The organism is Actinoplanes sp. NPDC051405 (assembly GCF_055586185.1).
Genome location: NZ_JBVJIR010000011.1, coordinates 211,118 through 229,461, shown reverse-complemented (window position 1 = coordinate 229,461; position 18,344 = coordinate 211,118). Strand labels below are relative to the sequence as shown.

Annotated in this window: 17 protein-coding genes; 7 read left to right on the top strand and 10 right to left on the bottom strand. The window is 72.6% G+C overall.

Annotation, left to right across the window (positions count from 1 at the left end; translation table 11 throughout):
• Positions 1-145 precede the first annotated feature (145 nt).
• Positions 146-1,096, top strand: coding sequence for a hypothetical protein (locus ACZ6S4_RS24420; protein WP_465477110.1), 951 nt, complete (start codon positions 146-148; stop codon positions 1,094-1,096).
• Positions 1,097-1,102: 6 nt separating this feature from the next.
• Here the strand turns inward: ACZ6S4_RS24420 and nagA are convergent, their stop codons facing one another.
• Genes nagA through ACZ6S4_RS24405 form a run of 3 tightly spaced genes read right to left on the bottom strand, consistent with a single transcriptional unit; the run spans position 1,103 to position 4,086 of the window.
• Entirely contained in the window at positions 1,103-2,203 is a 1,101-nt protein-coding gene (gene nagA / locus ACZ6S4_RS24415; RefSeq protein WP_465477109.1) for an N-acetylglucosamine-6-phosphate deacetylase, read from the bottom strand.
• Positions 2,200-3,126 (bottom strand): ROK family protein, encoded by a 927-nt coding sequence (locus tag ACZ6S4_RS24410; protein ID WP_465477108.1) that lies wholly within the window; start codon positions 3,124-3,126, stop codon positions 2,200-2,202. Before ACZ6S4_RS24410 ends, nagA begins: the two co-directional genes overlap by 4 nt.
• Before the next feature lie 36 nt (positions 3,127-3,162).
• Positions 3,163-4,086: an SIS domain-containing protein gene (locus tag ACZ6S4_RS24405; RefSeq protein ID WP_465477107.1), complete on the bottom strand. Its 924-nt coding sequence runs from the start codon at positions 4,084-4,086 to the stop codon at positions 3,163-3,165.
• Positions 4,087-4,274: 188 nt separating this feature from the next.
• Here ACZ6S4_RS24405 and ACZ6S4_RS24400 point away from each other — a divergent pair, with 188 nt between their 5' ends.
• Positions 4,275-5,060: a DeoR/GlpR family DNA-binding transcription regulator gene (locus tag ACZ6S4_RS24400; RefSeq protein WP_360545950.1), complete on the top strand. Its 786-nt coding sequence runs from the start codon at positions 4,275-4,277 to the stop codon at positions 5,058-5,060.
• 6 nt (positions 5,061-5,066) lie between these two features.
• On the opposite strand, the gene ACZ6S4_RS24395 is transcribed toward ACZ6S4_RS24400, so the two are convergent.
• Positions 5,067-5,597, bottom strand: a complete 531-nt coding sequence (locus ACZ6S4_RS24395; RefSeq protein WP_465477185.1) for a DNA mismatch repair protein MutL — start codon at positions 5,595-5,597, stop codon at positions 5,067-5,069.
• Between the two features lie 110 nt (positions 5,598-5,707).
• Here ACZ6S4_RS24395 and ACZ6S4_RS24390 point away from each other — a divergent pair, with 110 nt between their 5' ends.
• From ACZ6S4_RS24390 to ACZ6S4_RS24375, 4 genes are all read left to right on the top strand, one after another.
• The gene (locus ACZ6S4_RS24390; RefSeq protein WP_360820591.1) at positions 5,708-6,394 is read left to right on the top strand and encodes a response regulator transcription factor; all 687 of its coding nucleotides are present in this window, start codon (positions 5,708-5,710) and stop codon (positions 6,392-6,394) included.
• Entirely contained in the window at positions 6,391-7,722 is a 1,332-nt protein-coding gene (locus ACZ6S4_RS24385) for a sensor histidine kinase (RefSeq protein WP_465477106.1), read from the top strand. The genes ACZ6S4_RS24390 and ACZ6S4_RS24385 overlap by 4 nt, the downstream gene beginning before the upstream one ends.
• 90 nt (positions 7,723-7,812) lie before the next feature.
• Entirely contained in the window at positions 7,813-8,616 is an 804-nt protein-coding gene (locus ACZ6S4_RS24380; RefSeq protein WP_465477105.1) for a lytic polysaccharide monooxygenase, read from the top strand.
• A 23-nt stretch (positions 8,617-8,639) separates the two neighbouring features.
• Positions 8,640-9,197 (top strand): DUF305 domain-containing protein, encoded by a 558-nt coding sequence (locus tag ACZ6S4_RS24375; protein WP_465477184.1) that lies wholly within the window; start codon positions 8,640-8,642, stop codon positions 9,195-9,197.
• A 53-nt stretch (positions 9,198-9,250) separates the two neighbouring features.
• Here ACZ6S4_RS24375 and ACZ6S4_RS24370 read toward each other — a convergent pair whose 3' ends face one another.
• From ACZ6S4_RS24370 to ACZ6S4_RS24360, 3 genes are read right to left on the bottom strand one after another with little or no spacing between them, the layout of a single operon-like run.
• Positions 9,251-10,105, bottom strand: a complete 855-nt coding sequence (locus ACZ6S4_RS24370; RefSeq protein ID WP_433722704.1) for an ABC transporter permease — start codon at positions 10,103-10,105, stop codon at positions 9,251-9,253.
• Positions 10,102-12,891, bottom strand: a complete 2,790-nt coding sequence (locus tag ACZ6S4_RS24365; RefSeq protein ID WP_465477104.1) for an alpha/beta fold hydrolase — start codon at positions 12,889-12,891, stop codon at positions 10,102-10,104. Before ACZ6S4_RS24365 ends, ACZ6S4_RS24370 begins: the two co-directional genes overlap by 4 nt.
• Positions 12,892-12,938: 47 nt before the next feature.
• Positions 12,939-13,643, bottom strand: a complete 705-nt coding sequence (locus ACZ6S4_RS24360) for a hypothetical protein (protein WP_465477103.1) — start codon at positions 13,641-13,643, stop codon at positions 12,939-12,941.
• Between the two features lie 78 nt (positions 13,644-13,721).
• On the opposite strand from ACZ6S4_RS24360, the gene ACZ6S4_RS24355 reads away from it, so the two are divergent.
• Positions 13,722-15,935 carry an AAA family ATPase gene (locus ACZ6S4_RS24355; protein WP_465477102.1) on the top strand — a complete coding sequence of 738 codons (2,214 nt, stop codon included), beginning with the start codon at positions 13,722-13,724 and terminating at the stop codon, positions 15,933-15,935.
• On the opposite strand, the gene ACZ6S4_RS24350 is transcribed toward ACZ6S4_RS24355, so the two are convergent.
• The 3 genes from ACZ6S4_RS24350 to ACZ6S4_RS24340 are packed head-to-tail and all read right to left on the bottom strand — an operon-like array spanning position 15,932 to position 18,344.
• Positions 15,932-16,312 carry a DUF3263 domain-containing protein gene (locus ACZ6S4_RS24350; RefSeq protein ID WP_465477183.1) on the bottom strand — a complete coding sequence of 127 codons (381 nt, stop codon included), beginning with the start codon at positions 16,310-16,312 and terminating at the stop codon, positions 15,932-15,934. The genes ACZ6S4_RS24355 and ACZ6S4_RS24350 overlap by 4 nt on opposite strands.
• 38 nt (positions 16,313-16,350) lie before the next feature.
• Positions 16,351-17,358 (bottom strand): ABC transporter permease subunit, encoded by a 1,008-nt coding sequence (locus ACZ6S4_RS24345; protein WP_465477101.1) that lies wholly within the window; start codon positions 17,356-17,358, stop codon positions 16,351-16,353.
• A complete protein-coding gene (locus tag ACZ6S4_RS24340; RefSeq protein WP_465477100.1) occupies positions 17,355-18,344 on the bottom strand; it encodes an ATP-binding cassette domain-containing protein in 990 nt (329 codons plus the stop codon). The genes ACZ6S4_RS24345 and ACZ6S4_RS24340 overlap by 4 nt, the downstream gene beginning before the upstream one ends.

Below are 18,344 nucleotides of genomic sequence, written 5' to 3'. Positions count from 1 at the left end.
AAGGTATTCCCTGACCCCGCCCCCCGCTCAGTCTTCTGAAGCTCCGCGTGACCGGACACCGGCGATTGCGTAGTTGCCCTACCCTCTGAGGCGTCAGGACCCGTTAGCGGTTCGAGAGGACAGCTCAGCGATGACGCTTCCCAGGATGTCCCGACGCCACGCCCGCCCCGTCGACCACCCGGCCGCAGTCCTCTCCCGTCCGCGCTCGAGGGTGCACCGCGATCCTGACACCCGGTCCGGCCCGGAATTCCGGGACGTGGTCGCGGTGGGGTCGGCGCTCCTGCTGCTGCTGTTCATCATCAAGTCGTACGGGGTCGCCCACTATTCGCTCACCACCACCACCGCGCTGCTCGTCGCGACGCCGAGTCAGGTGGCGCTGGGCACGGTGACGATCTACGCGTACTACGTGCTGCCGGCCGTCTCGCTCGGCACGGCCTGGTTCGCCGTCATGTTCCGCGACCGGATCCGGCCGGCCTTCTGGCCGCTGATCGGGATCGTGGTGATCCTGACGGCGCTGGCCTCACCGCTGACCTACCTGGTCCGCGGGGTGGCCCTGCTGCTGGTGGCGGTCTGGTTGGAGATGGTGCTGCGGCGCTACCGGCGGGTGTGGGCAAATCTGCCCGGCGAGCTGGGCCGGCGCCGCCGCCGGATCCTGTCCGGCCTGCGCGGGCTGTCCATCGTCTACCTGGGTGCCGGCGCGATGGCCGGTCTCTTCCTGTTCAGCCTCGACGTCCCGTGGGTCTCGGCCCAGGCCTTCCAGGTGACGGACCCGGCGGTGGTGTCCACCCAGAACAAGCAGGTCCGCGCCGATGAACTGACCATCGAGACGGCCAACCGCTTCGTCGGCTACCCGATCGACGAGAACGAGGAGTGGGTGACGGTCCTGCACGCCGACACCCGGTACATCATGCGCATCCCGCAGTCGCAGGTGCAGTTCCGGCTGACCTGCCACAACGAGGCGGACCAGCTGCACGGGGACCGCCCGCTGTTCGAGGCGTTGCAGGGCAACCCGTACGTCTCGCACAACATCGACTGCCGGAAAGTGCTGAACGACCTCGCGCAGAGGCCGCTGGGCAAACCGTTCCCGCTGCAGTGACGCCGGTCAGAGCCAGGCGCCGGCGCGCATCACGCGCTTGACGGTCAGGTCCGGCGCCAGCACAACCAGATCTGCGCGCAGCCCCGCCTCCAGCGCCCCCACCTCGTCGGCCAGTCCCAGGACCCGGGCCGGTGTCGTCGCGGCCATCTCCGCCGCCGCCGGCAGGTCCAGTCCCGCGCCCACCGCCTGCCGGAACGCCGCGTCCATGGTCAGCGTGCTGCCTGCGATCGAGCCGTCGCGGACCAGCCGGGCCACCCGGTCGGCGACCGTCACCTCCTGGCCGCCCAGTTCGTAGCGGCCGTCCGGCATCCCGGCCGCGTCCATCGCGTCCGTGACCAGCGCCGTCCGGGCCGGTCCGGCCGCGTGGGCCGCGAAGCGCAGCATCCCGTCGTGCAGGTGGATGCCGTCGGCGACCAGTTCGCAGACGATCGTGGGGGAGTCCAGCAGGGCGATGATCGGGCCCGGCTCGCGGTGGTGGGCCGGGCGCATGCCGTTGCACAGGTGGGTGCCGACGGTCGCGCCGGCCGCGATCCCGGCCAGGGTCTGCTCGTACGTCGCATCGGTGTGTCCCAGGGCCGCGACGACCCCGTGGCCGGTCAGGTATTTCACCGCGTCCAGGGCGCCGGGCAGTTCGGGGGCGATGGTGACCATCCGGACCGCGCCCTGGCCCAGCTCGATCAGGGCAGTCAGTTCCTCCAGCGACGGCTCCCGCAGGAAGGCCGGGTTCTGCGCACCGCAGCGGGTGTGTGACAGGTACGGCCCCTCGTAGTGCACCCCGGCGATCGTGCCGTCGGCGACCAGGGGCCGGTACGCCGTCGTGGCCTCGCGCATCAGCTCGTACGGGGAGCTGACCAGGCTGGCCAGCATCGTCGTGGTGCCGTGCCGCAGGTGGAAGGCCGCCGCCGCGCGGGCCGCCGCCGGGTCGCCCTGAGTGAACGTGTGCCCGCCGCCGCCGTGGCAGTGCAGGTCCACGAAGCCCGGGACGATGATGTCGTCGCCCGGGTGGCCCCGTTCCGTGACGTCCAGAATCGTCGGCCCGTCCACCTCGACGTACCCGGGGACCACAGCCCCGGGCCGGACGACGCGGCCGCTGATCGTTTCCGTCAAGAGGGTGCCTCCAGGGTGTCGAGGGCCAGCAGGGCCGCGCCGAGGCAGCCCGCGGTGTCGCCGAGGGCCGCGCGCACGATCCGCGGCATCCGGTGGAACGTGATCCGGGCGTCCAGGGCGATCCGCAGCGGGGCGAGCAGGGCCTCCCCGGACTCGGCGAGCCCGCCGCCGAGCACCACGATCCCGGCGTCGTACAGCGCCTGCGCGGTGAGCAGGCCGTCCGCGAACGCCTCGACGGCCTCGGTCCAGACCGTCCGGGCCAGCTCCTCGCCGGCGGCCGCGCGGGTGACCACGTCGGAGGCGGTGACCCCGGTGATGCCGGAGAGCTCCACGTAGCGGCGGCCGACCGCGGACGCCGAGGCCACCGATTCGAGGCAGCCGCGGGCACCGCAGCCGCACGGCGGGCCGCCGGGCCGCACGATGACGTGGCCGACCTCGCCGGCCGCGCCGTGCGCGCCCGCGAACGCCTTGCCGTCGACCACGTGCGCGGCGGCGATGCCGGTGCCGATCGCGATGAAGAGCACGTGCCGTTCCTCGCGGCCCGCGCCGAGGCGGGCCTCGGCCATGCCGCCCACCCGGACGTCGTGGCCGAGCGCGGCGGGCACGCCGAGGCGGTCCGAGACCAGGGCCCGCAGCGGTACGTCGCGGAAGCCCACGTTGCTGGACCAGACGGCGGTGCCGGTCTCCTCGTCGACGACGCCGGGCACCGCGACTCCGGCGGCGACCGGGGTCAGCCCGTCCGCCCGGGCTCGATCGGCCAGCCCGGCGGCGATGTCGAGGATGTTCGCGGTGACCGCGTCGGGTCCCCGGGCCGCGAGCGTCGGGTGCCGCTCGGCGTGATGCACCGTGCCGTCCGGCCGCACCAGGGCGCACTTCATGCCGGTGCCGCCGACATCCAGCGCCACCACGACGTTGTTGCTCACGGTGCTACCTCTCGCCGCGCGGGCCGGGGCGGGCGCTCACGTGAGGACGACCGAGCGGGTCAGGTTGCGCGGGTGGTCGGGGTCGAGGCCCTGGCTGGTGGCCAGCAGCACGGCGACACGCTGGGCCACGACGAGGTCGGCCATCGGGTCGAGCGGAGCCCGGCCGCCGCACCAGCTGCCCAGCGCGGCGTAGCCACCGTTGTAGCGGCTGTGCACGAACGCGGCGCCGGTCGCCTCCACGTCGTCGGCCAGGCCGGCCGGGATCTCGCCGAACGCCCAGACCACCCGGCCGGGGCCGGCGATCGAGATGGGTCCGTGCCGGTAGTCCATCGCCGGGTACGCCTCGGCCCACCACGCCGCGGCCTCGCGGCACTTGAGGGCGGCCTCCTCGGCGAGCCCGATCGTCCAGCCGCGGCCGAGGAAGGTGATCTGCTGGGCCAGCGCGGGGTGCACGGGCAGCGGCAGGCGGACGGCGACCTCGGCGTCGGCGGCGATCGGCTCGATGTCGACGCCCAGGTGAGCCCGGAGCATCGCCAGGGTGCTGGTGGCGAACCGGGTCTGCACGACGGACAGCTCGTCGGCGAAGTCCAGGATCACCGCGTCCTTGGCCACCGCGGCGGCCGGCTCGGCGCCGTCGGCGGTGATCACCGTGGTCGGCGTCCGGCCGTCCAGCGCGTCCAGCAGCTCGATGACCTCGGTGGTCGTGCCGGAACGGGTGATCGCGACGACCCGGTCGTAGCTGCGGCCGAGCGGGAACTCGGAGGCCTGGAAGGCGTCGGTCTCGCCGAGGGCCGACTGCTCGCGGAGGGCGGCGTAGGCCTTCGCCATGAACCAGGAGGTGCCGCAACCCACGACCGCGACGCGCTCGCCCTTGCCGGGCAGGCCGGGCGAGTCGGCGAGTTTGGCGGCCTGCAGCCAGCAGTCGGGCTGGCTGGCGATCTCCACCTTGACGTGACTCATGGCAGTTTTCCCTACAATCGCCTGCGCAGATGCGCTCGGTTCACCGGTATTTCGAGCGTCATTCTGCGTGGAAGGTCTGCGCATCCGCAACCACCGGAGCGTGTTCGAGCAGGCACGCTCTTTGCTTCGTGAGGTTTCGCGCACTAATGTGCACACTCTTATCACGAAACGTGCAGCAGGGAGCTCGGGTGGACCGGTACGCGCGGTGGAATGCCCTGCTCGAGTTACTGGCCGAGAGCGGCCGGGTCAGCGTCGAGGACGCCGCCGGCCGGCTCGACGTCTCGCAGGCCACCATCCGCCGCGACTTCGACCAGCTCGCGCAACAGCAGATGATCACCCGGACCCGGGGCGGCGCGGTCGCCAACGGTGTCTCCTACGACCTGCCGCTGCGCTACAAGAGCGCCAAGCACTCGGCCGAGAAGCAGCGCATCGGCGAGGCGGCGGCCAACCTGGTGGTGCCGGGCACCGTGGTCGGGCTCAACGGCGGCACCACGATGACCGAGGTGGCCCGGGCCCTGGCGGTCCGCCCCGACCTCAACACCAGCGGCGACGGCGCCCAGCTGACCGTGGTCACCAACGCGCTGAACATCGCCAACGAGCTGCTGGTCCGTTCCCGGATGAAAATCGTGGTGGCCGGCGGCGTGGTCCGCCCGCAGTCCTTCGAGCTCGTCGGCCCGCTGGGCGGGGCGCTGCTCAAGGAGGTCACCCTCGACATCGTGCTGCTCGGCGTGGACGCGCTCGACGTCGAGCTCGGTGCGGCGGCCCACCACGAGGGCGAGGCGGCGATGAACAGCCTGATGGTCGCCCGGGCCAAACGGGTCGTGGTGATCGCCGACTCGTCCAAGCTCGGCGGCCACGCCTTCGCCCGGATCTGCCCGATCAGCAAGGTCGAGACGCTGGTCACCGACTCCGGGGCGCCGGAGGAGCTGCTGGCCGGCTTCCGCGACGCGGGCGTCCAGGTCGTCTGCGCCTGAGCCCGCCTACTCGCCGATCTCGCTGACCTCGGCGAACGGTTTGTTGATGTTCCAGGCCACGTGGATGATGAAGCTGTGGTTGACCTCGTTGAAGTAGACCGCGAGGTTGTCCGGGCTGTTCTGCACCGTCGCCACCGAGAAGCCGTCGCTGGGCGTCGCGGTGACCACCTTGACGTTGTCCTCGGTCACCCGGATCACCGCCGAGCCGCCCTCGACCCGGAACGAGCGCACGTACGACTTGCTGCCGTCACCGTCCGTGGTCACCGTCCAGCCGTCCTCGGTCGTGGTGGTGCTCTCGGCGGGAGTGGTGGTGGTCGTCGTCCGCGCCGGGGACGGCGTGGCCGAGGTGCGCGCCGGCTCTGAGGTCGGCCGCCGCGTCTTGGTCGTCGTGGCGGCGGGCTCCGGCTCGGGCTCCGCGGTGGGGGACGGGCTGGGCGGCGGCAGCGGCGAGGGCCCGGCCTGCCCGGAGTCGCGCAGCTGATCCACCGAGACGAGCGAGCTCTCGTCCGGCGTGGCGGTGCGCAGCACCGGCAGCATGGCCACCGACGCCAGCGCCACGCTGGTGACGGTCGCGGCACACCAGCCGAGCACGGGAGCCAGGGGAGATCGCACGCGACCATGATCCCACTTGGTTCTAGGGTGTCGCCATGGCGCTGATTCTGCTGGTCGAGGACGATCGCTACATCACGGCCGCCCTGACCCGGGCGTTGTCCGACGCGGGACACGTGGTGCGGCCGGTCGGCCAGGCGACCGAGGCGCTCCGGATCCTCACCCAGGAACGGCCCGATCTGGTGATCCTCGACCTGGGCCTGCCCGACATCGACGGCACGGACGCCCTGCGGATGATGCGACAGGTCTCCGAGGTGCCGGTCATCGTGGCCACCGCCCGGCGCGCCGAGGCCGACATCATCACGCTGCTCAGCGCCGGCGCCGACGACTACGTGACCAAGCCGTTCTCCGGCGGGCACATCCTGGCCCGGATCGAGGCGGTGCTGCGGCGCACCCGGGCGGCGGCCGACACCACGCCCAATACCATCACCGTCGGTGAGCTGACGATCAGCCCGCGGCAGCGCAAGGCGTCGCTGCACGGCAAACCGCTGCAGCTGACCCGGCGGGAGTTCGACGTGCTCACGTACCTGGCCGAGCGGGTCGGGCAGGTGGTCAGCCGGCGGGAGCTGCTGACCGAGGTGTGGAACCAGTCGCGGATCGGCGAGGAGCAGACCATCGACGTGCACATCTCCTGGCTGCGCCGCAAGCTCGGCGAGACGGCCGCGGCCCCACGGTTCCTGCACACCGTGCGCGGGGTCGGCGTGATGATGGTCGAACCCCAGTGAGGTGGCAGCTGAACCGGCTGGCGCTGGCCATCACGTCGATGGTCGCGCTGGCGTTCCTCGTGCCGCTCATCTTCGCGACCCGGCAGATCGCCCACGACCGGGCCATCGGCGACGCCCGCCAGCAGGCCGCGGCCATGGTCGCCGCCCTCGCCGTGAACGCCGATCCCAAGCTGTTGACCAGCGCCGTCGCCAGCACGGTGGCCGGTAGCGCGGGCCGGCTCGCGGTGCACCTGCCCGGCATCGCCCCGGTCGGCACCACCCACGTGACCGGCACGGACGTCGCCTCGGCCACCTCCTACCGGCGGCCGGTGACCGCGCCGGCGGCCGGCGGCCTGGCCTACCTGCAACCCAGCGTGCTCAGCGACGGCCGTGCGGTGGTCATCGAGGTCTACGTTCCCGAGGAGGAGATGCGGCGCGGGGTGTGGCCGGCCTGGTTCGCCCTGGGTGGCCTGGCCATCGCCCTGGTGGCCGGCTCGACGCTGGTCGCCGACCGGCTCGGCAGCAGGCTGGTCCGGGCGACCCGGGACCTGGCCGGCTCCAGCCGCCGCCTCGGCGCCGGTGAGCTCACCGCCCGGGTCACCCCGTCCGGGCCGCCGGAGCTGCGGGACGCCGCCGTCGCCTTCAACACGATGGCCGGCGACCTGCGCCGGCTGCTGGACGCCGAACGCGAGCTCGCCGCCGACCTGTCGCACCGGCTCCGGACGCCGCTGACCGCGCTGCGCCTGGACGCCGAGGCCATGCCGCCCGGGCTCATCGCGGACCGGATGCGCCAGGCCTGCGACATGCTCGACGAGGAGCTCGAGGCAATCATCGCGGGGGCGCGGCTCGGCGTCGAGGCCCGCGGCGCCCAGCAGTCCGACCTGGTCGAGGTGCTCGCCGAGCGGCTGGCCTTCTGGTCGGCGCTGGCCGAGGACCAGGCGCGGCCCTGGCAGGTGGTGGGTGGTGATCATCCCGTACCGGTGCCGCTGCCCCGCAGCGAGCTGATCCTGGCCGTCGACGCCCTGCTCGGCAACGTCTTCGCGCACACCCCGGAGGGCGTGGCCTTCCGGGTCACCGTCTCCGAGGCGGGGCTGCTGGTGGACGACGCCGGACCGGGGATCAGTGATCCGGCCGCCGCGGTGCGACGCGGGGTCAGCGGGGCCGGCTCGTCCGGGCTGGGTCTGGACATCGTGCGCCGGGTCGCCGAGGCGGCCGGTGGGCGGCTGATGATCGAGCGCGGTCCGCTGGGCGGGGCCCGGATCGCGATGCTGCTGCCTGTACGGGAAGGAGAGCGGGCCGTGGCTGCCCCGCGCCCGGCGGGCCGTCGCCGGCGCGGCACTGCTTCATGATTGTTTCCGTTGCCTTTAAGGCTTCTTTATGGAAAGCCTCGTTACGTTTCCCGCTGTCCGAACCGCACGACACGTTGGGAGACCAAAACGATGCGCAGGTCCATCGCCTATCCACTGGTGGCACTCGGAGCACTCGGCTCGACACTGGTCGGTGCGGCGCCCGCCCTCGCGCACGGCTACGTCTCCGCCCCGCCCAGCCGCCAGGCCCTGTGCGCGTCCGGCGCGGTCGCCAACTGCGGGCAGATCCAGTTCGAGCCGCAGAGCGTCGAGGGTCCCAAGGGCCTGCGGTCCTGTGACGGCGGGGTGGCCGGCTTCTCGGTGCTCTCCGACGAGAGCCGCAACTGGCCGGCCAAGGCGGTCGGGTCCACGGTCACCTTCACCTGGGTCATGACGGCCCGGCACCGCACCAGCAACTGGGAATACTTCATCGGTGACAAGAAGGTCGCGACGGTCGACGGCGGCAACGCGCAGCCCGATGCCGTGGTCACCCACAACATCAACCTGAGCGCGTTCCCCGGCAAGCAGAAGGTGCTGGCGGTCTGGAACATCGGCGACACGGCGAACGCCTTCTACAGCTGCATCGACCTCAACGTGGGCGGCAGCGGCGGCTCCGGGGGTACGACGCCGCCCACCACCACGCCGACCACCAAGCCGACGACGGCGCCGACGACCGCCGCGCCGACCACAGCTCCGACTGCGGCTCCCACGGCCACCACCAAGGCTCCCGCCGTCCCGATCGCCGAGGACGGCAAGAAGTGGGCGCCGGGCGTCGCGTACCGCACCGGGGACAAAGTGACCTACGAGGGCAAGACGTACCAGTGCCGCCAGTCGCACTCGTCGATCCGCAGCTGGGAGCCGTCCATCTACACCCTCGCCCTCTGGCTGCCGCTGTGAAATTCCGCTACGCGACAGTCCTGATGGCGGGCGCCCTGCTGCTCGGCGCCTGCGGCACGGCCAAGGAAGCGCCGGTGACCGAGGTCGCGGCCCAGGCGGCGGTGCAGGCCGAGGGCGGCCACAACGCCACCGACGTGATGTACCTGCAGATGATGGTGGCGCACCACGAGCAGGGCCTGGAGATGGTCCGCCTGGCCGAGAAGCGCGCCGGGCGCACCGAGATCCGCACCCTGGCCAAGGCGATCGACGTGACCCAGGCCGACGAGGTCAAGCTGATGACCGGCTGGCTGGAACAGTGGTCGGCACCGACCAAGGTGGACCACGCGCCGAGCGCCCACGCCGACCACGGTGGCCTCCCGGCCACCGGCGACGAGGAGATCGCGGCTCTGAAGGACGCCAAGGGCACGGCCTTCGAGACGGCGTTCCTCAACCTGTTCGTCGCCCACCAGCACAACGCGGTGGAGATGGCCCAGCTGGAGACGACCAAGGGCAGCAACGCCGAGGCCAAGGCGTTCGCGGACCGGGTCAAGGCCTCCCGGGCCGACCAGATCAAGCAGATGCTCCAGCTCATGAACAGCTGAGGCACCGAGTACCAGCGGCGGTCCACCTGGCGGGGTGGGCCGCCGCTTCGCGTTCAGGAAGTGATGTCCTTGCGGGTGAAGCGGTAGAACGCCAGGGACCAGAAGATCGTCGCGTAGCAGACCGCCGAGATGGCCCCCTTCACCACGTCGTCCGTCTGCATCGGGGTCGACAGCAGGCCCAGCCAGGCGTCGCTGTAGTGGGTCGGCAGGAAGTCGCGGATCGAGCCCAGCGCCGTGATCTGGTCCAGGATGCCGGACAGGATCCAGAGCAGCACCGCACCGCCCACCGCGCCCAGGGCCGCGTCCGTCAGGACCGACAGCAGGAACGCCAGACCGGCCACCACCAGCAGGACCACCGCCAGATAGCCGAGGATCGCCAGCAGGCGCAGCACGCCCTCACCGGCCGGGATCTCCGCCGCCACCGTGCTGCCCAGCGGATGCCAGCCGTAGCGCAGGGTGCCGATCAGCAGGGCCGTGCCGGCCAGGGTCAGCAGGGCCAGCAGCGAGTAGCCCAGCGCCACGACCAGTTTCACCCCCAGCAGCCGGGCCCGGGGGACCGGGACGGCCAGCAGATAGCGCAGGCTGCCCCAGCTCGCCTCACTGGCCACCGTGTCGCCGCAGAACAGGGCGACCACCACGACCAGCAGGAAACCCGCCGACACGAAGATGCTGAACAGGGCGAAGTTCAGCCCGCCCGAGGTGGCCAGGTCGACCAGGCTGGCGAACGCCCCGCCGCCGTTGTCGTCGTCGCCGTCCCCGCCGAACTCGAACGCCAGCAGGATGATCACCGGCAGCAGGGCCATGAAGCCCAGCGCCAGCTGGGTCCGGCGGCGGGATGCCTGCCGGCGTACCTCGGCCAGCAACGGCATGGTGGCCGTTGCCCGGTAGCCCGTCGCAGCCGCGCTCATCGGTCTCCACTTCCTCGCGAGTTGTCGCCCACCAGGGCCAGGAACGCGTCCTCCAGGCGCCGCCGGGGCACCACCCGGTCCACCCCGACCCCGGCGCGCACCAGCGAGGCCACCACCTCGGTACGCGGCGTGCCGTTCATGTCCACGATCAGCCCGGAAGCCCCCTCCGGCGTCACCGACCGCACGTTCATCCCGGCCAGTACCTGCTCGGCGGCCGGTACGTCGGACACCTCCAGCTGCACCGACGGGCTCTCGCCGACGATGTCGTCGACCGGTCCCGCCGCGACGATCCGGCCCTTGTTCACCACCACCGCGTGCGTACAGGTCTGCTCCACCTCGGCGAGCAGGTGGCTGGAGACCAGCACCGCCCGGCCGTCGGTCGCGTAGCGCTTCAGGACCCGGCGCATCTCGGCGATCTGCGGCGGGTCGAGGCCGTCGGTGGGCTCGTCCAGCACCAGCAGCTCGGGCAGGCCCAGCATGGCCTGGGCGATGGCCAGCCGCTGCCGCATGCCGTGGCTGTAGTTCTTCGTCTTGCGGTGCACCGAGTCGCCGAGCCCGGCGATCTCCAGCGCCTCGTCGAAGCGGGCGTCCGCCGCCGGCCGGCCGGTCGCCTGCCAGTACGCGTGCAGGTTCTCCAGCCCGGTCAGGTGCGGCAGGAAGCCGGGGCCTTCGACCAGCGCGCCGACCCGGGACAGCACCGGTGAGCCGGGCTCGAGCCGGTGCCCGAAGACCAGGGCGTCGCCCTCGGTCGGCATGGTCAGGCCCATCAGCACCCGCAGCGTGGTGGTCTTGCCCGCGCCGTTGGGACCGAGCAGGCCGACGACCTGGCCACGCTCGACGGTGAAGTCGACCCGTTCGACGGCGACGAAACCGTCCCCGTACGCCTTGCGCAGGCCCCGCACGACCAGCGGCGTCTCGGCGTACTCGTCGACCGTCGGGGCCTCGTGGCGGCGCAGCCGGCGGCGGCGCACGACCAGGACCACGACGAGCCCGGCGATGATGACCGCGAGCACGCCCAGCAGCACGTACCGCCAGACGACCTGGGGGTTGGCGATCGGCGTGCCCACCGCCGTGGGCAGGCTGACCGCCGGCTCGACCGCGACGGTGTAGGTCGTTGGGTCCGGCGGCGTCAGGAACGCCTGGTCGGAGGTCGCCACGGTGACCCGGACGGTGTGCCCGGCGTCGATCCGGCGCACGATCGCGGGCAGCGTCACGGTGACCGGCTGGGCCGCGGTCACGTCGGTGGGCAGCCCGGTGAGCCGGACCGGGGCGATCAGGCCGCCGCTGAGGGTGGCGGTGCCGTTCGGGTCGACGTCGTAGAGCTTGACGAACAGCGTCGCCGAGCCGGTCGGGGAGGCCGCCCGCAGCCGCACAGTCGGCGCGCCGACCACTTCGATCGCGTCTGTGACCGGCGCCGAGTCGAACTCGGCGTGCTGGCCGGCGAGGTCACCGGCGACGCTGCCGAGCAGGGAGCTGAGCTGGCCGCCCACGCCGGGCAGGGAGGACAGTGCGCCCGGGTTGCCGTTCGGCGGGTTGGCGATCTGCTGGGCGTCGCCGCTGACGGTGACCTCGGTGCGGCCGGTGCCGGTCAGGCCGGGGTACGTCGGATCGGAGTACCCGTTGGTGACCAGCCCCCGGTCCAGCGCGCTGAAGCCGGCCACCCGGGAGTAGGTGAAGCTGTTCGCCGGGGTGGCGCCGTCCTTCTTCACGTAGTGGTCGAGCCACTGCGCGGTGAGGAACTTGGTGCGGTCCTGGTCGGTCTGCGGGCCGGAGCCGCCGTCGTGGCCGCCGGTGAACCAGGCCACCCGGACCGGGGTGCCCGTCGCCGCGATGCCCTTGGCGTTGGCGTCGGCCTCCGAGAGCGGGAACAGCGTGTCCACCGCGCCCTGGATGAGCAGCGTGGGCGCCTTGATCTTGTTGAGCACCGGGGCCGGGCTGGAGCGCTGGAGCAGCGCGGTCGTCGCGGCGTCCGGGATGCCGGTGGTGGCCATCTTCAGGTACGCCGCGCAGACGTCCGCGGCGAAGCGGCCGCAGGCGGGGTTCGCCACCGGGGCCGGCGGAACTTCCCCGGCGCCACCGGCCAGGGGCGAGCCGCCGCCGGCGCCCAGGGGTCCCGAGCCGCTGCCGAAGAAGAGGCCGGCCCAGTTCTTCTTGAAGACGCCGGGGGCGGTGACCCCGGTCGCGGACTGCGGGAAGAACGCCTTGCCGAGGTCGTTCCAGGTGATCAGCGGCACGATCGCGTCGACCCGGGGGTCCTGGGCGGCGAGCAGCAGGGCCAGCGCGCCGCCGTACGAGCCGCCGACCACGCCGACCCGGGGGTCCCCGGCGGCGTCCGTCCGCACCCGCGGCTGGGCGGCGAGCCAGTCCAGCAGCCGCTGCGCGTCCTTGACCTCGTAGTCCGGGCTGTCCAGGTGGATCTCGCCGCCGCTGCGCCCGAAGCCGCGGGCGGTCCAGGTCAGGACGGCGTACCCGCGGTCGGCCAGGGACTCGGCGTCGTCGCTGACGGACTCCTTGCTGCCGCCGAAACCGTGGCCGAGCAGCACCGCCGGCACGTCGTCGTCTCCGGACGGCAGGTAGAGCCGGGTGTCCAGGTCGATCGGCTCGGTGCCGGACGGTCCGGAGAGCACGGTCAGCCGCTGGTCCACCGCCGTCCAGGAGTGGCGCTCGGGCAGCGCGGCCCAGCCGATGAGGGCGGCGATCAGGACGAGGGCCACCGATCCGGCCACCACCCGCCGCCGTGTCACTCGGGGCAGGGCACGGCGGAGCCGAGTCGTGAGGGCAGACATGCGGCCCACGCTAGCCGCGGGCCGCTGAGCGGGAGCTGTGAACGTGCCTAGCAGCCCTGCTTGTCGGTGTAGAAGAACTGCACGGCCGGACCCGCGCCGGCGTCGATCGCGGTCACCTTGTCGTCCTTGATCCGGAACAGCAGGGCGTTGCCGCCGTCGACCGCGTACCAGGCGCTGGCGCCGACCCAGTCGTCGAGCTGCTTGCCGCCGGGGTACATGCCCTTGAGGTTCGCGTAGCCGGTGCCGACCTTGGCGCCCTTCGGAGTGGCCACCTTCGGGCTGGTCACGGTGAGACGCTGGAGCTTGCCGCCGGCGAACGCCAGGGCCGGTGTGTGGTACTCGCTGAGGCCCTTGGCCGTCGTACAGGTGTCCTTGGTCTTGGTGACCTTGCCCACCAGGTCGGCCGACTTCAGCTCGCCCTGCTGGACGCCGACCTGGTACGGGCCGATCCCGGCGGCGGTCAGCACGTCGGGGGAGACCGCGGGCTTGCCGGCCGGACCCTGCGCGGCCCCACCGCCTTTCTTCGGCGGCTTCGCGGGGGACGTGCCCTCGGTGGGTGGCGTGCCCGGAGCGGCCGAGGAACCCGGTGCGGCCGAGGCGCCCGGACCACCCAGCCCGCCGTCGGCGGACGGTCCCGCGGAGGCGCCCGGTGCCTGTGCGGCGGGCGCCTTGTCGTCGGAGTCGTCACCGCAGCCGGCGACCCCCAGCAGGGTCAGCGTGACAACGGCCAAAGTGGCGTGACGAAGCCTCATCGCGGTGGTGCCTCCCCGGGCGGCGTACGGCGGCTAGCGTGTCAACCTAGTCCCCTCGTCCAAACGGAGGCCTCCCCGGTGCCAGACGACCTCACGCTGACCGTGACCCAGCGGACGGCGGCCCTCGACGCGCGGCGCGGCATCGTCCGCCTGCACCCCGAGGTGATGGCCGCGCTCGCCATCAATCCGGGCGATCCGCTGCGCCTGGCCGGCCGGCGGACCACCGCGGGTCTCGCCGCGCGGGCCGAGCCGACAGCGAGCCGGGCCCTGCTCTACGCCGACGATCTGATCATCGGCAACCTGGGACTGCGCGACGGCGGCCAGGTGACCGTGACGCCCGTGCCGGTCGTCCAGGCGCGGCGGGTCACGTTGACCGGCCCGGCCGAGATCGTCGCGGTGGTGTCGCCGGAGATGCTGCGCCTGGCCCTGCTGGGCAAGGTGGTCACCGCGGGCGACAACGTCTCGCTGCTGCCGCAGGACGTGCTGCTGGACGCGGGCAACCGGTCGTTGGTCGAGGCCGCTCGGCGCAGCCTGGCCAACCGGGTCGGCTACGCCTGGACCAGCACGCTGCTCACGGTGGTCGCGGTCGAGGACGCCGATGCCGTGCTGGTCACGATGGACACGGTGGTGGGCTGGCAGGACGGGGAGTTTTCCACCGTACGGGACCAGCCCGCACCGACATCGGCAGCGACCCGGCAGCCCGCCTCCACCGATCCGGAGACGCCCCCGCCCAGCCTGGACGACCTGCCCGGGCTGCGCACCCAGGCCCAGGAGCTGATCGAGCTGCTCGATCTCGGCTTCCACCACGGCGAGGTGCTCGGCCGGCTGGGCACCACGGTGTCGCTCGGTGTGCTGGTGACGGGTCCGGCCGGTTCGGGCAAGTCGGCGCTGGTGCACGCGGTCGCCGCGACCGTCGGCGCGACCGTGCTGGCGGTCTGGGGTCCGGAGCTGGCGGCGCTGACCAACGACTCCGCCGCGGCCCGGCTGCGCGAGCTGGCCCGGGACGCCCGAGCGGGCGGTCCGACGGTGTTGCTGATCGCCGACGTCGAGGCGCTCGCGCCGCGCGACGAGCCGGGCCCGCTGGCCACGGTGTTCCGGCAGGTGCTGGGTGAGCTGCTGCGTTCCGGGGGCGCGGTGGTGTGCACGACGAGCCGTCCGGAGGCGGTGGACCCCGGGCTGCGGGCGCCGGATCTGCTGGCCGTGCAGCTGGCGGTGCCGTTGCCGGACGCGGCGATGCGGCGCGAGCAGCTGCGGGTGCTGACCCGGGGCATGCCGCTGGCCGAGGACGTGCGGCTGGACGACATCGCCGGGCGTACCCCCGGCTTCGTCGCGGCCGACCTGGGTGCGCTGGCCCGCGAGGCCGGGGTACGCGCCGCGCTGCGTCAGAAGGAGGCCGAATCTCCCACCGTGACCATGACCGACTTCGAGGGCGCGCTGGACGTGGTCCGGCCGACCTCGATGGCCGAGTCGACGCTGGAGGTCGCCCAGGTCACGCTGGACGACGTCGGTGACATGGCCGAGGTGAAGCAGACCCTGACCGAGTCGGTGCTGTGGCCGCTGACCTATCCCGACACGTTCGCCCGGCTCGGGGTGCAGCCGCCGCGCGGTGTCCTGCTGTACGGCCCGCCCGGCTGCGGCAAGACGTACCTGGTCAAGGCGATCGCCGGCACCGGCAAGGCCAACGTGCTGTCGGTCAAGGGCGCCGAGCTGCTCAACAAGTGGGTCGGCGAGAGCGAGCGCGCGGTCCGGGAGCTCTTCCGCCGGGCCCGGGAGGCCGCGCCGACCCTGGTCTTCCTGGACGAGGTGGACGCGCTGGCGCCGACCCGCGGCCAGTCCACCGACGGCGGCACGACCGACCGGGTCGTGGCCGCGCTGCTGACCGAGCTGGACGGGGTGGAGTCGCTGCGCAACGTGGTGGTGATCGGCGCGACCAACCGGCCCGACCTGATCGACCCGGCGCTGCTGCGGCCGGGCCGGCTGGAACGGCTGGTCTTCGTGCCGCCGCCGGACGGCGAGGCGCGGGCGGCCATCCTGCGGGCCTCGGCCAAGTCCGTGCCGTTGGACAGCGCTGTCGACCTGGACGAGCTGGGCGCCGAGCTGGAGGGCTTCTCCGCCGCGGACTGTGCCGCGCTGATCCGTGAGGCGGCGCTGTCGGCGATGCGGGAGTCGCTGGACGCCTCGACGGTCACCGCCGAGCACGTGGCGACCGCTCGCAAGCGGGTGCGGGCCTCGCTGGATCCGGTGCAGGTCGCGTGGCTGGAGGCCTACGCCTCCACGCACGCTCCGGGCTAACGGCGGCGGGTGCGGGCCCGGGTCGAGCGCAGCCGGCGCAACCGGCCGATCAGGACCGGGTCGTGGGCCAGCGCCGCCGGGTTGTCCAGCAGGCCGTTGAGCAGCTGGTAGTAGCGCGTCGAGGAAAGGCCGAAGGCGTCGCGGATGGCCTGCTCCTTGGCGCCGGCATGCTTCCACCACTTGCTCTCGAACGCGAGGATCTGCACCTCGCGCTCGGTGAGGGCGGGCGCTTCGGCCGGTTCGGCCGGGGTCTCCTCGCGGGGCGCGGGGACGTGCTGCTGGTTGAGAGAGGCGTCGGGCTGCATGGCGCTCCTGGGCGGTGGGAGAGCACGCACAGATGTACGAAGGGGATCGTCAGCATAGTGGCAGCCGGCGATCCCTGCCGTCCGTGAGTGCCGATGCAGCCGAAGCTACCTTAAGTAATGTCCCGACTACGCATGGTCCACATGGCTGCCCCCACAACGAGGAGCACCACCGCCGCCAGCACCCCGCCGGCCATCGGCCAGGTGATGGTGACCGTGGCCGGCTCGCACCCGGAGGTGCTGGAGTAGTCGCACGAGTCCCAGTCGGTGGCCACGGCCGACTTGTCCATCCAGGCCTGGGTCCACACCGGCACCAGGTACGCCTCCACGAACGGCACCTTGGCCAGCGTCAGCACGGTGCCGAGGCCGAACTGGAAGACGATGATCGCCCCGATCGCCGCGCCCAGCGCCATCGCCGTGTGCCGGCCCAGCGACGCGAGACCGAAGCCCACCGCACCCGCCGCCAGCACCAGCACCAGCCCGCGCAGCTCCATGAGCAGGATGGACTGCCAGGCGCCCGAGGTCATCCCGGCCAGCGTGCCGCGCAGCTGTGCGGTCAGCACGAACAGCCCGGTCCACACCGCGGACACCACCACCGTGAACGCGGCCAGGCTCACCAGCAGCGCGCCGAGTTTGGTGCCCAGCACCTGGAGCCGGCGCGGCCGCCACAGCAGCAGGTTCATCATGCCGCCGCTGCTCCACTCGGCGCCCACATAGGTCGCGCCGATGACGAACGCCGTCACCGCCAGCAGCGCGGCGAGCGCGGTCACCAGGAAACCGAACTGCTCGCGGAAGTTGAACGTCGGGTCCATGTACCACTCGGCGCGGAAGTCCTCCCGGACCGGCTGGTAGATCTGGTCGCAGGGCGGATAGTTCTGCGCCGCCGGCGTGCCCTGGGCCGCTTGGCAGTCCGTCGTCTCCTTGGCCGCCTGTTGCACGGCCGACTGGTACTGGCTGTCGGCCTCGGCCTGCGCGGCGGCGAGCCGCTCGGGCGACGCCTTGTGGTTGGTGAAGAACATCCCGGCCACGATGGCGGCCAGCACCAGCAGCGTGCCGAGCACGAAGAACCGGGTGAAGCGGCGCTTGGTCAGCCGGCGGGTCTCCGCCGTGTAGAGGCTCACTGTCCCCACCCGCCGTTGACTGCCGGGGTGGCCGCGGACTCGTCGACCTGGCGATGCTCGCCCTCGACCGGCGCGGTGCCGGTGAGCTCCAGGAAGACGCTCTCCAGGTCGACCGCGACCGGGGCCAGCTCGCTGACGTAGACGCCGCGGGCGGCCAGCGTCCGGGTGATGGCCCCGGGCTGCGCGATGCCGCTGACCATCAGGTGGTCCGGCTCGACGACGACCTGGGCGCCGATCTCACGCAGCGCCCCGGCCGCGCCGGTCAGGTCGGCGATCGACTCGACGCGGACCCGTACCGAGGAGGTGGCGTGCTGGGCCAGCACGTCGGCGACGCCACCGGCCGCCACCCGGCGCCCGGCCGAGATGATCGTGACGGAGTCGCAGATGAGCTGGATCTCGCCGAGGATGTGGCTGGACAGCACCACGGTCATCCCCGACTCGGCCAGGTTGCGCATCAGCGTGCGCATCTCCCGGATGCCGCCCGGGTCCAGGCCGTTGGCCGGCTCGTCCAGGATCAGCAGTTGCGGGTTCTTGAGCAGGGCGGACGCGACCGCGAGGCGCTGTTTCATGCCCAGCGAGTAGGTCTTGACCCGGTCGGTGGCCCGGTCGCGCAGCCCGACCAGCTCCAGCACCTCGTGGACCCGCATCCGCTCGACGCCGCCGGCGTCGGCGAGCAGGGACAGGGTGTCGCGGGCGGAGAAGTTGCCGAAGAACTGCGGGCTCTCCACGATGGCGCCGACCAGGCCGGCGACCTCGGGCAGGGCCTGTGGCACCTCCCGGCCGAGCAGGGCCATCCGGCCGCCGTTGGGCCGGATCAGGCCGAGCAGCGTACGCAGCGTGGTGGTCTTGCCGGAGCCGTTGGGCCCCAGGAAGCCGTGCACCTGACCGGCCTCGACGACCATGTCGAAGCCGTCCAGCGCCCTGCGCACCCCCTTGCGGCTGCGATAGGTCTTGCGCAGGCCCTGTATCTCGAGGACAGCATTCAC